Origin of the sequence: Methyloceanibacter methanicus, from assembly GCF_001723285.1 — a bacterium.
GTDB lineage: Bacteria > Pseudomonadota > Alphaproteobacteria > Rhizobiales > Methyloligellaceae > Methyloceanibacter > Methyloceanibacter methanicus.
Window position 1 is genome coordinate 264,946 of sequence record NZ_LPWG01000002.1, and the last position, 13,290, is coordinate 278,235.

Sequence of the window (13,290 nt, forward strand, 5' to 3'; positions counted from 1 at the left end):
GGTGAGCGACGTGGCGCGGTGCTTCTGGTGGTCCGTCGACTCCCAGATCTCTCCAGCCGCCGTCTCAGGCCAATTCAGCGTGCGGTGGCATTGCCGAAGGCCGAACCCCGTCCAAACCCAATTTGAGCTGGCTGAAGCACGACACTAACAGCCGACCGGGCCGCGGAAGATTGAACCATGGCACCGCGATTGGAGCCGTAGGCGCCGACCCCGCTGCCGGTCACGGCGTCGTCTTCGTCTTGATGCCGGACGTCGATGTGCACGCCAGTCCGACCGCGTTGAAGCGGCAACGGTGCCGGTAAACAGCGCAACTCGCCGTTGCGATCACAGAGCACAACGACTCTGTTGAGCTTTCGTTGAGTCGCTGTTAATTGGATAACCGTTGGGTGTCGCGACCACGATATTTCGTCTGAATCTTTGCAGCACTCTGACATTGGCGGACAGCAAGTATCGTCGTCCGACCAGCGGAAAGACTCTGCAGCCTCACTTGAAGGCGTTTTATTTCTGGGGGCCGCAACCGTGGCGTTAGGCATAGCTGCATACTGGCCAATCTTCAAAGCAATCGCGCTTGAAAAGTTACGGGGTCGCATTGTGACGCTCGGCGCCGTTGACGATGCTTACGTGCACTTAGGCATCTTGAAGGGGTGTGGATTCACACAGTTCACCGAGGACCGGACAGAGTTCAAAGAGGTGCTTCGCCGTGTAGGCTTTGACCGAATATCGTTTTTGGACGTTTCAGACTTCGAGGGCGCCGACATCATCCAGGATCTCAGCGCGCCGCTCGACCCCGCTTACGCGGGCTGCGCCGACCTGGTTTTGGACAACGGGACCATCGAGCACTGCGCGGACCCACTCAAGGCGATCGAGAATACCCTGTCTCTTTTGAAAGTCGGCGGGGTGGCTATTTTCATGTCGCCAACCAACGGTTATTTGGACCACGGATTCTGGCAAATCAGTCCCACGCTGTACTTTGATCTGTTTTACGATCTTGGTTACGAGATTCTCTTCCTCTACGTCAGGGCTTCGAACTGGGGCCGCTTTGACAAGTTGGCCTTCGATTACAAGGGCATTTCCATGCATTCGGATCAGGATCGTCTGGGTGCCACGTTTCCCAGGGCGCTGACCTACTGTGCAGTCCGAAAGACTTCCAACAACGCCACTGGCATAAGACCAATCCAGAGCTTTTATTCTGTGCGCCATACGCCACGCGTGTTCAGGGACTTTACCAAAATAAAGTACGCCGCCAGCGAGATTGCCGATGTTCCAGTGGTCAACAATCGCGATTTGGTCGGCCCCGAGAACTTCGTGGAATAGAGGGAACAGACTAGGCCCGGCCCGATGTGGCGTGGCCCAAGAGTCGATGCGGCCTACCCCGTCCACTGAGAGGGTAAAGCGTCTTCGCAAGATCGTTCACTAGGCTCCTCTCGGTACGCCCATTGCGGGCAACCGAGAGTAACTGCGATCCGCCAGGGCAATATTTTCAGAACGAACCAAATTTGTGCTGACGGGCCTATCGCATGAGGCCCGCCACATGCGCGCCGACGGCCAAGGACGACGTCAGCCCCGGCGAGTCGATGCCGTAGAGCGCAACATAGGCCGGGTGCCCGGTCTCGGCGGGTCCCTGGATGACGAAATCGCCCGGTCCGTCATCCGGCCCCCATGTGCGCGGCCGGATTCCGGCATAGGCCGGCGCGAGGGCGTTCTCCGGCAGGCCCGGCCAGTAGCGGCGGATCGACCTCTCGAAAGCTTCGGCCCGGGCCGACTCCACACGATAGTCGATCCGGTCCACCCATTCGACATCGGGGCCGAACCGCGCCTGCCCGCCAAGGTCGAACGTCAGGTGCGTGCCGAGGCCGCCGGCGGGGGGCACGGGGTAGATCAGGTGGCGAAACGGCGCGCGGCCACTCAGAGAGAAATAGCAGCCCTTCGCCAGGTGGCGTGGCGGGATGGTCGAGGAGTCCAGGCGGTTGAGACTGTTCGAAACGTCCCAAGCGCCAAGCCCGGCCGCGTTGACGAGCAATGCCGTCTCGATCTCCGTGGGCGCTTCGCCGCCGATGCGCAGGCGGGCGCCGGTGCCAGTCAGCGTGCCGCCGAGGACCGGCGCGCGGCATTGCACGAGCGCGCCCGCATTCTCCGCATCGCCCTGAAGGCTCAGCATAGCATGTCCGTCGACGATGCCGGTGGTCCCGGAGTGCAGGGCAGACGTTGCGTTCAGGTCCGGCTCCAACTGCGCGAGCTGTGCGGCGCCGACCATTTCGATATCTTCCACGCCATTGGCCTCGGCGCGTTCGAACAGGGCCTGCAGCGCGGGCTCCTCCTCGCGCGCGGTTGCGACCACAAGCTTGCCGCAGCGCCGGTGCGGAATGCCCCGCTCGGTGCAATAGCGGTAGAGCGCCCGGCGGCCCTCTACGCAGAACCGGGCGCGCAGGCTGCCAGGGGCGTAGTAGAGACCGGCGTGGATGACTTCACTGTTGCGTGACGAGGTCCCTTGGCCGATGGCGCTCTCGCCCTCCAGGACGAGGACCTCGCGTCCGCGCAGCGCAAGGGCACGGGCGATCGACAGTCCGATCACGCCCGCGCCAATGACGACGGTTTCGACCCTGTCCAAGCGGTGCTGGCCCTTTGCGGTTTGCATCGGCCTACGGCGTTCGGGTCCCGGTTGGGCCACCCCTACCAGAGCAGCCTTTTCGCCTGGCGGCTGCACTTCTTCTGCATGGCAATCATGATGTCGACATGGGCGAAACTGTCGAAACCGCCCTCGAGCCCCCTGAAGGGCGCGTGCCGGTTTTGGCAGATTCCGCTCAGACCGACCTTCGGTGCGTACTCGATCAGGAGCGGACGCACGCCTTCGAACTGGTTGTTCTGAATCTGCACGCGCGATATCCGGCCGAACTTCCCCGCAAGCATGATGCCGCCGCCGTCATTGTTGATGAATTTCGAGCGCTCGATACGGACATTCGAGACCTGTTGGCCCCGCTTGAACGGCTCGATGTCGATGCCGGCGCTGGGTTGGGTCCCGCGCGTATTGCGAAACACCGATTGCGTCACCAAGATCCGGTTGCCCTCGATGATGGACAGACCCTGGCGGCGGTTCCATTCGGCGCGGACGGAGCAAAGCGCGATGTCGTCCCCCTGCCGGAGGTTGAACCCGTCGCCCCACATATACCTGGATTCGACGCCGACGACGGTGATGCGTTTCGAGCCGCGCTCGATCCGGATCCCCATGCCCTTCTCGCCGCCGCGGCCCTTGTGGCTCTTGCGATCGCCCACGAGCGTGCCGCCCGAGACGACCACATCCGTCGCGTCCGGGATGAACAGCACGACGTAACGCGGCGTGCTTGTGGGAAACATCTTCAAGACGGCCTTGGGAGCCATCTTGAATGTCATCTTGCTCTTGAGGACCAAATGTCTCTGATATTCCGCCCGGACCATATAGGTGCCGTTGGGGACATAGACGGTGCCGCCGGTGCCAGCGACCTCGTTGATGGCGCGCTGGATGGCTTTGGTGTCGTCCGTGCGCCCGTTCCCTTTCGCGCCTCTGTCCTTCACGTTCACGACGAGCGGCGATGTCGGCTTAACGAGGCACCGGTTTCTTTGTGCGGCTTCGGCCGAACCGAAGGGCACGGCCAACAGGCAGAGTGTGAGAAAGGCGCTGAGGCGGAAAGATCTGGTCAAAGCTGTCCGTCGTGTTGCTCCTTGGGCACCGAATCTCACCTAACACGCTTGAGCCTGAATATCACGTGAACGCGGCCTTTGAGCCCTCCTCTCGCAGGGCAGGCCGCCACGCGACTATGCGACAGCGCCGCGAATGACGGCGGCCACGCGCCGTGCGTCGTCGTCAGGCAGATAAGGATGCATGGGCAGACTCATGACCTCATGGCAGATGGTCTCGCTGACCGGCAACGAACCCTCGCCGCCGCCATAGGGCAGGTACGGCGCCTGGAGGTGCATCGGCTTGGGATAGTAGATTGCCGAGGGGATGCCCGCGTCGTTCAGTGCGGCTTGGATCTCGGCGCGACGATCGGTCTTGATGGTGTACTGCGCCCAGGCCGATTGCCGTCCGGGGATGCGCTTCGGAACCGTTACCGCGTCCTTCAGCTCTTCGTCGTAGACGCTTGCCAAGTGATCCCGGGCCGCCAGTTCCTCGTCGAGGATGGGAAGTTTCACGGACAGGATCGCCGCCTGAATGCTGTCGAGACGCCCGTTGATGCCGATGCGTGCGATCTCGTAGCGGTCGGCGCCCTGGCCGTGCACACGGATCGACTTCAGAAGTTCGGCGAGATCGTCGTCGTCGGTGAAGATTGCGCCGCCGTCCCCGTAGCAACCGAGCGGCTTTGCGGGAAAGAAGCTGGTGCAGCTCACGGGCGCCAAGGCGCCGACGCGCTTGCCGTCGTAGATCCCGCCGAAGGACTGGGCCGCATCGTCGATCAGGTTCATGCCCTCCCGCTCGGCGAGGACGTTGAGCTCGTCCCAGTCGGCCGGCAGACCGAAGAGATCCACCGCGAGGATGGCTTTCGGCGTCAGCTTCCCGTCGGCACGCGTGGTGGCGATCTTCGCGTCCAGGTCGGCGAGATCGAGATTGAAGCTGTCCGGCTCGACATCGACGAACACGGGCGAGGCGCCCACCAGGATGATCGCTTCGGCGCTCGCGGTGAAAGTGAAGGACGGCACGAAGACCGCATCGCCCGGCCCGATGCCATAGGCGATCAGCGGCATGATGATCGCGTCGGTGCCGCTCGAGCAGGAGATCGCGTGGCGGACGCCGCAATAGTCCGCCAATTCTGATTCAAGTCTGGTGACGGCGGGACCCAGGATATAGCGGCCATCGTCGAGGACCTCCTGGATCGCCTCCGCGATCTGCGGCTTGAGCCGCGCATATTGCGTCTTCAAATCGACAAAGGGGACGCCCGACATGGAAATTCCTTTTTTTCTCGTGCTTCAGTTCCCTGCTCTTGCCGTCGAGCGTCTGGGCCGCGTTTTCCCTAGCCAGTCGCGACCCCACGGCAAGGGGACGCATCAAGACGACGCAGCATCGCGCCTGCGCCCGCCTGGCCGGTCTTCGCACAGCATTCAGATTGGGTTCAGGTCGCAACCGCCACCTTGTGCGGCATGCGGGTCGGCCGTGCCGAGCGGCGGGCCCTTGGAGGTTCCAATGAAGCGCTTGTTCTTGGCTGGCTTGGTGGCGATGGCTTCGATCGCGGCCGGCGTGCTGGGTCCCGGAAAGGCAATCGCGGGCGGGCCTGTCGCCCCGTATGCCGCGGCCGATTTCGAAATCGATCAGTTCTACGACGCGCTCGCCCCTTATGGGGACTGGGTCGCGCAGCCGCGCTACGGCTATGTCTGGTATCCGCACGCCGTGGATCCGGATTGGCGCCCGTTCACGGTCGGCAATTGGGTCTATACGGACGACTATGGCTGGTATTGGGATTCGCCCGAGCCGTTCGCGTGGGCCGTCTATCACTACGGGCGCTGGGGCTACGATCGCGACTACGGCTGGTATTGGGTTCCGGGCGACACGTGGTCGCCGGCCTGGGTGCAGTGGCGCTACAGCGACGACTATGTCGGTTGGGCGCCCGAGGCTCCCGTGACGCCTATCGGTTATGGCGGGTACGGCGCGCCCTATGGGGGCTATTACGGGAACGACTGGGCCTATGACGGCTACGGTTACGACGGCTATGGCTATGACGGCTATGGATCGTCTTCTGTCGGCTTCGGGTTTTCCTTTGGCCGTTACGGCTACGATGCGCCGCGGCGCTATGCGCGCGTGCCTTATGCGCGAGCCTACGATGCGTGGACATTCGTCCGGCCCCGCCATCTGGTGGCGCCCAGGGTCCGCTCCTATGCGGTGCCGCGCACGAGCATCGCGGTCGTGTTCAATTCCACGAAGAATGTTTACCGGCCGCGCTATCGGAACGGGTACGTGTACAACGCCGGCATGCCGCGTGCGCACTGGTCCCGCGTGACCAAACGGCGTCTCAACGGCGCGATCATATCCGCCGGGTGGCGCACCACCCGCGCCCCAACCTTGGAGGGCCCAGAGTCCGTGGCCGCGGCGTGGGGCGGGATCTCAACGTCTATGCGCCGCACGTGAGGAAGGGCGTCGCGCCCCGCCGTGCACCGAGGGCGGTTGCGCAGGCGCCGCGCCGGCCGCAGGCTGCAATGCGTGCCGCCGCCAATCGTGCCGCCGCCAATCGTGCCGCCGCCAATCGTGCCGCCGCCAATCGTGCGGCCGTCAATCGTGCGGCCGTCAATCGTGCCGCCCTCAATCGGGCTTCTCTCGCGCGGACCCCTCAGGGCCTTGCCGCTGCACGGAACACCCCGGGGAAAGCCGGTGCGGCGGTGCGTCCCGCGCCCCGGCCCAACAGGCTGGCGGCACCCACGCGTCCCGTCCAGGCGAACGGGCCGCGGACGGGCGGAAGGGCCAATTCAAACAGAGCTGCATCCCTGCCGGTGCGGCCCGGGCCGCGTCAGCAGGTCAATCGCGGTCCTGTCCGGCCTGGTGCCGTGGGACACGGTGTCCTCCCCTGTGCGCCCCGCGAGCCGGCCTGCGGCCGTCCCCGGGCGGCCAGCCTCAATCCGGGACCGCGCGGCGCGCCCCGCGCCGTGCCCGGGCCGACACCGCGGGCCCAGGCACGCGGCCTGCCCAACAGGCCGCCTCAAGCCGCACGTCCCCAGCCGCGCGGCCCTCAAGCACGGCCGCCCCAGGTGCGCAAGCCTCAAGCGCGCAACCCGCAGGCCCGTAAGGCCCAGGCGAAAAACGCCGCCGCGGCAGGCCTATGCCGGTCCGCCACAGGGGCGGAACTCGCAGGCGCGCAATCCCCAAACTGACGGCCGCCACAAGCACGGAAGCCCCCAGGCCCGGCCGCCGCAAGCGAGGCAGCCGCAGGCACGGACGCCGCAGATGAGGACGCCGCCTGCGAATGCGCGGCGTGCCCCCGCCCCCGCAAGCCGGGCAACGTCAGGCCGCGGGGCCCCGGGCGAGCGCCCCCCCAAGCCAGGCCCCCCCCAAGCGAGGCCGCCACGGGCCAGGAACCCTCAAGCCAGAACCCGCAAGCCAAGAACCCTCAAGCCAAGAAGCCGCAAGGGCCAAAACCGCAAGCCAGGCAGGCGCAGTGGCGCGGGCCCCAGCCGAACCGGCTTCATGGCCCGCAGCCGCAAGGGCGCGCGGCCTACAATCGTACGCCCCAGTTCAATCGCAAGCCCCAGGCCAAGCGGCCGCCGGTCAGAGCGGCCCACGCGCGGCCGAGCGGTCCGCCGAAAAATGTTCGCGCGCGCTCCCCGCAGCGGCAACCGGGCGCCGGGCGGGGCGGCAGCCGGAACGTCCAGGCACGGGCCCCACTGCGCAAACACGGCCAGGCCGGCCAGCCGCGCAAGGGCGGACAGGCCAAGGCGTGCGGGGGCAAGCCATCGTCTTGCGGCCGGCGCGGTTGAGGACCGGTGCCGGCAGCGCGAAGCGGGCGGGCCGCGATGCGGCGCCTCAGTCTCCGGAGGTTTGACCGGGCTGGAGGGGCTTCTCCCGGCGGCAATAGGCTGTGAAGTTCTTGCCGCCGCACACGGCCTTCGCCTTCCAGCCATCGAAGTCCTTGTCGTCGCGCGGGTCGTCGCAGACGATGGAGACGGGGTTCTCGGATGAACGCTTGAGCGCGCAATAGCGCCAGCTCTTCCGGTCCTTGTCCTCGCCAATATAGATGCGGCAATAGCCGCCTTCCGGCACTTGCACGTCGACCTTGTGACGCCAGACCTTACCCGCCTCCGTTTCCGCTTCGGCGATGAAGCAGCCCGTGACCCCGTCCCGGGCGAGGGCCGCCGACGCACCCAGCAGGATGGACGCGCCCGCGCCCGCAAGAACGGCGGCGCCCACAAGAACGGCGGCGCGCGTGCGGCTTCGGCGCGTGATGCGGGAACGGGTCCAACTGGTGGACATCATGAGGCGTATCTCCCTCGTTCGAGCCTAAGATCAACTGGCTTGGCTGGTGCGTCTTTTGGGGCCGTCTGCCGCCCGCGATGCAGCGAATGTCCGCCGTATGAGCGTCATGTGCAAGTTTCCCCGCCACCATAGGCTCGCGGCAGCGCGCGGATTGGGGTAGGTCATGATTTGCCTCCCGATCCCGGTGAGGTAGCATCGCGTCACAAATTTCGGGAACGCGGCGCAAGAGGGGTGGAATGGGTCAGTCGGGCAGTATTGCGATCGTTTGCAGGTTCGGTCTGGCGCTTGCGCTCCCGCTCTTCCTCAATGCCTGTTCGGACGGCAAAGAGGCGGGATCGGACGCCGACAAACCGCTCCCCGGGATCGTGGCCGAGGTGGTGACCGAAAAGGCCGTCAGCGACGAGACGACCTTCGTGGGCCAGACCCGCTCCTCTCAGAGCGTCGATATCCAAGCGCGGGTCAAGGGCACGCTCCTGGAGCGGCCCTTCCAGGAAGGACATCAGGTCAAGGAAGGCGCGGTTCTCTACAAGATCGATCCGTCGCAGTTCGACGCCGATCTCCTTGCTGCCCAAGCGACCCTCGCCAAGGCGCAAGCCAGCTCCGATGAGAAGAACCTGACGCTCGCGCGCTATCAAGCCTTGGTCGACAAGAACAGCCCTGGCGTCAGCGAGGCCCAATACGATATTGCGTTGTCTCAGGCCAAGCAGGCCGACGCCGAGGTCAGTTCCGGCAAGGCCGACGTCGCGAACGCCAAACTCAATCTCGGCTATGCGACCATCACCTCGCCCCTCACAGGCCGCGCGGGGATTTCCGCGGTCGATGTCGGCAATATCATCGGGCCGGAGAGCGGCGTGCTCGTGACGGTGGTTGCGCTGGATCCGATCGAAGTGGACTTCTCCGTCGGCGAGCGCGTGTATCTCGACTATATGGAAGCCAAGCAGGCGGGAACCGCCAAGGCCTTCACGCCGCAGATTCGACTCGCCGACGGCAAACTCTATCCGCACAAGGGGGAGTTCTACGTCGTCAACAACGAGGTCGATCCAGCCACGGGCACGATCGCACTGCGGTTGAAGTTTCCCAATCCGGACCGGCTCCTCTTGCCTGGGCAGTATGTCACGGTGCTGTTAACCGGCGACGAGCCTGAGAAGCAGGTCGTCGTTCCACAGGCCGCCGTTCAGCAGAATCAGTCCGGGCCGTTCGTGCTTGTTGTCGACGCGAACGACCAAGTGCAGTCCCGTGCGATCAAGACGGGCCAGCGCGTCGGCACCGGGATTGTGGTTACCGAAGGTCTCGTGCCCGGCCAGACGATCGTCGTCGAGGGCATTCAGAAGGTGCGGCCCGGCGCCAAGGTCAAGGTGACCTATCAGGATCCATCCGGGACGGCCCAGAACGTCGACGGCACGCCGGCGAGCGCCTCTTCGACGCCCTCCAAGAAGGCCGAGCCCGACGCCAAGGGTGACGGTGACACCAAGGGTGACGCGAAGGATCAAGACACGGCCGGGGACACGACTACAGCCGACAAGGACGCCGCGCCGCCGGACGAGTCCGATGCCAAGTCCGAACCGAAGCCCGATGCCGGCAAAGATGGCAAGACCAACGACGCCGCGGAGGCGAAGCAGTAGACCGTGCTCAGCGCCTTCTTCATAGACCGCCCGAAATTCGCGTTCGTCATCGCGATCGTGACGACGCTTGTGGGTCTGTTGGCTCTCATGGTGCTGCCTGTCGCGCAGTTTCCCGAGATCTCGCCGCCCCAGGTGCAGGTGACCGCCAACTATCCCGGCGCCAATGCGGGCGTGGTCGCCGAATCCGTGGCGGCGGTCATCGAAGAGCAAGTCAACGGCGTCGAGGGGATGAGCTACATGTCATCCCAAAGCACGAACGACGGCAGTTACACCCTCACGGTCACGTTCGGGATCGACACGGACGGTGACATCAATCAGGTCAACGTTCAGAACCGCGTCGCCCAAGCCATGCCGCAGCTCCCGGAGGAGGTTCAGCGCCAGGGCGTGACGACGCAGAAGACGTCCACCACGATGCTGATGGTGGTGTCCCTCTACTCTCCGAAAGGCACCTACGACAGCATCTTCCTGTCGAACTATGCGAGCATCAACGTGCTCGATACGCTGGCGCGGACGCCCGGCGTCGCGCAGGTCACCAATCTCGGGGCGCGCGATTACAGTATGCGGGTTTGGCTGCAGCCGGACCGGATGACGAGCCTCGGATTGACGGCGACCGACGTCATCTCCGCCATTCGCAAGCAGAACATTCAGGCGGCGCCCGGGTCGATCGGCGCGGCGCCAACCTCGCCGACGCAGCAGTTCCAGTACACGCTCACGGCCCAGGGCCGCCTCGACACGGTGTCGGAGTTCGAGGACATCATCCTTGTGGCCAAGCCTGACGGCACGGTGGTGACCCTCAAGGATGTGTCACGGGTGGAGCTCGGCGCCGCGAACTATGGCTGGTTCGGGGAGTTGAACGGAAAGCCCGCCGCGCTCCTGGCCGTCTATCAGCTTTCCGACGCCAACGCGCTCGACGTCGCGGACCAGATCCGCGCCCAGATGGAAGTCCTGGCGCAGCGCTTCCCCGACGACGTCGCCTATCAGGTCACCTACGATACCACGCTCTTCGTGAAGACCTCGATCAAGGAAGTCGTTGTCACCCTGTTCCAGGCCCTCGCTTGGGTGATCTTTGTGGTCTTCATCTTCCTGCAGGATTGGCGCTCCACGCTCATTCCCGCCATCGCCATTCCCGTTTCGCTGATTGGGACCCTCGCCGCGCTGCTGGCGATGGGATTCACCATCAACACGATCAGCCTGTTCGGCCTGGTGCTCGCCATCGGTCTTGTGGTCGACGACGCCATCGTTGTGGTCGAGAACGTGCAGCGGCACATCGCCGATGGCCTCGAGCCGCGGGAAGCCACGAAAGTCGCGATGAAGGAGGTGACGGCCCCCGTCATCGCGACCACGCTCGTCCTGCTGGCGGTGTTCGTGCCGTCGGCCTTTACGCCAGGAATCACGGGCCGGCTGTTCGTGCAGTTCGCCGCGACGATTTCGATCTCCGTGCTGCTGTCGTCGATCAACGCCCTCACGCTCAGTCCCGCGCTTTGCGCTTTGGTCCTAAGGGAGCCGAAGAAGGCGAAGTGGGGACCGCTCGCGTGGTTCGAGACGGGGCTCGAAAAGACGCGCAACGGCTACAATTCCGTCGTGCGCCATCTGATACGGCGAACGGTTGTCGGGATCGTGCTCATCGCCGCGATGATCGGCGCCACCGCCTTTTTCGGCATGACGACGGCGACCGGTTTCATTCCACAGGAAGATCAGGGTACGGTTTACGTCAATGTGAGCCTTCCGGACGGCGCTGCCTTGCCGCGCACGGCCGAGGTCATGAAGCAGGTCGAGAAGATTCTCGAAGACAACCCCGGCGTGGAGAACATCATCTCCGTCGGCGGCTATTCGATTCTCCAAAGCACCGTGATGCCGAATTCGGCATTTCTCATCGCGGTTCTGAAACCGTGGGACGAACGGACGACAAAGGAACTCAGCCTGCGTGGCATCATGGAATCCATCGCCCCGAAATTCGCCGCAATCCCGCAAGCCACCATCATCCCGTTCGTGCCGCCGGCCATTCCCGGGCTTGGAAACACCGGCGGATTCGAGTTCGTCCTCCAGGACACGCAGAACCGGCCGATCGGGGAACTTGCTTCGGCGCTGAACGGATTTATCTACACGGCCAACGGCGATCCGACTCTCACCGGCGTCTTCAGCACGTTCACGGCCAATTCGCCCCAGTACTTCGTCAATCTCAACCGCAACCTGACCGAAACGAAGGGCGTGAGCGTCGACGACCTCTTCACCGTGCTGAACGCCAATATCGGTACGTATTACGTCAACGACTTCAACAAGTTCGGCCGGGTCTACAAGGTCTATCTCCAGGCCGAGGCGGACAAGCGGGAGAAGCCGTCGGACGTGGGCGACCTCTATGCGCGCTCCAACACGGACGCGATGGTGCCGGTAAGGACTCTCGTGACTCTGGAGCCGTCGCTCGGTCCCGACACCATCCAGCGTTACAACATGTTCAACTCCGCCACCATCAACGGCAATGCCGCTCCCGGCTTCAGTTCGGGTCAGGCGCTTGCCGCGATGGATTCGCTTGCGGCGGAGAGCCTGCCCGAGGGCTACACGTATGAGTGGACGGGCATGTCCTACGAAGAGGTCAAGGCGGGTGCCGCGGGCAACGCGGTGTTCCTGCTTTCGATCGTCTTCGCCTATCTGTTCCTGGTCGCGCAGTACGAGAGCTGGACGATCCCCATGTCGGTCATGCTCACGGTCGTGTTTGCCGTTCTGGGCGCGCTTCTGGCCTTGCGTCTCACCGGCATCGCGCTCAACACCTACGGTCAGGTGGGGCTCATCCTGCTTGTGGGCCTTGCGGCGAAGAATGCCATTCTCATCGTCGAGTTCGCCAAGGAAAAGCGCGAGGCGGGCGAGCCCATCATCCAGGCGGCCGAGGAGGCTGCGTCCCTGCGCTTCCGTGCGGTGCTCATGACGGCGCTGTCCTTCGTCCTGGGTGTCTTGCCGCTGGTCTTGGCGACGGGCGCGGGCGCAGCGTCGCGTGTCTCGGTAGGTGTCACGGTTTTCGGCGGCATGCTGTTCGCAACGGTGATCGGCGTCAGCTTCATACCGTTCCTTTATGTGGAGTTCCAGCGCTTGCGCGAATCCGTGAAGCGCAAAAAGACCGATACAGCGGCCAAGCCGCCGAGGCCTGCGCCACAGCAAGATCCCACGCCGCAGCAGACGTAAGACATGCACTTCGAGATCATTATCGGCAGCGCCATGATTGTCGTGACGACGCTGATCCAGGGTGTCTTCACCATGGTGGGCGTGGAGTACATGCGAGACTATGCCGACCGGCACAACCAGCCCGCGCTCATCTGGTCAACGCTCCGGCTGGCAGCCTTCGTTCTGTGGTTGTTTCTCGCCACGATCATCGAGGTTTGGGTCTGGGCAGTGGTCTACGTCGTCCTCGGCGCATTGGAGTCTCTCGAAACGGCCGTCTACTTTTCGACCGTGACCTTCACCACGCTTGGCTTCGGAGACATCGTGCTCGACGACGAATGGCGGCTGCTGTCGTCGTTCGAAGCCGCCAACGGTCTCCTGATGTTCGGTTGGTCGACGGCGCTGGTCTTCGTCGGCGTGCAGTGGACCTTCGAGAACCGGGCTCTACATCGCGGTAAACGGCCGCCGCATCGTTGATCCCCGCGCCGAAAGTCTCGACGGACCCAATGTCGAGCCGGCGGATGTCCGATGACGTCAGAACAGGCGTTGGAGGACGTAAATAGTATCGCCCGGCTGGACGGGGTAGTCGGT

General features: G+C 64.3%; 9 protein-coding genes. 5 read left to right on the top strand and 4 right to left on the bottom strand.

Annotation, left to right across the window (positions count from 1 at the left end; all coding sequences use genetic code 11):
- Positions 1–591 precede the first annotated feature (591 nt).
- On the top strand, positions 592–1,314 hold the full coding sequence (locus AUC68_RS01865) for a class I SAM-dependent methyltransferase (RefSeq protein WP_158008202.1): 723 nt from the start codon (positions 592–594) through the stop codon (positions 1,312–1,314).
- 196 nt (positions 1,315–1,510) lie between these two features.
- Here the strand turns inward: AUC68_RS01865 and AUC68_RS01870 are convergent, their stop codons facing one another.
- The 3 genes from AUC68_RS01870 to AUC68_RS01880 all read right to left on the bottom strand — a co-directional run bounded on the left by AUC68_RS01870 (position 1,511) and on the right by AUC68_RS01880 (position 4,914).
- Positions 1,511–2,608, bottom strand: coding sequence for an NAD(P)/FAD-dependent oxidoreductase (locus AUC68_RS01870; protein WP_069436112.1), 1,098 nt, complete (start codon positions 2,606–2,608; stop codon positions 1,511–1,513).
- Between the two features lie 62 nt (positions 2,609–2,670).
- Positions 2,671–3,675, bottom strand: a complete 1,005-nt coding sequence (locus AUC68_RS01875) for a glycosyl hydrolase family 28-related protein (RefSeq protein ID WP_069436083.1) — start codon at positions 3,673–3,675, stop codon at positions 2,671–2,673.
- Between the two features lie 114 nt (positions 3,676–3,789).
- Complete coding sequence (locus AUC68_RS01880) at positions 3,790–4,914, bottom strand: DegT/DnrJ/EryC1/StrS family aminotransferase (protein ID WP_069436084.1); 1,125 nt, start codon at positions 4,912–4,914, stop codon at positions 3,790–3,792.
- Positions 4,915–5,152: 238 nt separating this feature from the next.
- On the opposite strand from AUC68_RS01880, the gene AUC68_RS01885 reads away from it, so the two are divergent.
- Positions 5,153–6,091 carry a DUF6600 domain-containing protein gene (locus tag AUC68_RS01885; RefSeq protein WP_069436085.1) on the top strand — a complete coding sequence of 313 codons (939 nt, stop codon included), beginning with the start codon at positions 5,153–5,155 and terminating at the stop codon, positions 6,089–6,091.
- Between the two features lie 1,386 nt (positions 6,092–7,477).
- Here AUC68_RS01885 and AUC68_RS01890 read toward each other — a convergent pair.
- Positions 7,478–7,927: a hypothetical protein gene (locus AUC68_RS01890; protein WP_069436086.1), complete on the bottom strand. Its 450-nt coding sequence runs from the start codon at positions 7,925–7,927 to the stop codon at positions 7,478–7,480.
- A 236-nt stretch (positions 7,928–8,163) separates the two neighbouring features.
- Here AUC68_RS01890 and AUC68_RS01895 point away from each other — a divergent pair, with 236 nt between their 5' ends.
- From AUC68_RS01895 to AUC68_RS01905, 3 genes are read left to right on the top strand one after another with little or no spacing between them, the layout of a single operon-like run.
- A complete protein-coding gene (locus tag AUC68_RS01895) occupies positions 8,164–9,549 on the top strand; it encodes an efflux RND transporter periplasmic adaptor subunit (RefSeq protein ID WP_069436087.1) in 1,386 nt (461 codons plus the stop codon).
- 3 nt (positions 9,550–9,552) lie between these two features.
- Positions 9,553–12,723: an efflux RND transporter permease subunit gene (locus tag AUC68_RS01900; RefSeq protein WP_069436088.1), complete on the top strand. Its 3,171-nt coding sequence runs from the start codon at positions 9,553–9,555 to the stop codon at positions 12,721–12,723.
- Positions 12,724–12,726: 3 nt separating this feature from the next.
- A complete protein-coding gene (locus AUC68_RS01905) occupies positions 12,727–13,176 on the top strand; it encodes a potassium channel family protein (RefSeq protein ID WP_069436089.1) in 450 nt (149 codons plus the stop codon).
- Positions 13,177–13,290: the final 114 nt, after the last annotated feature.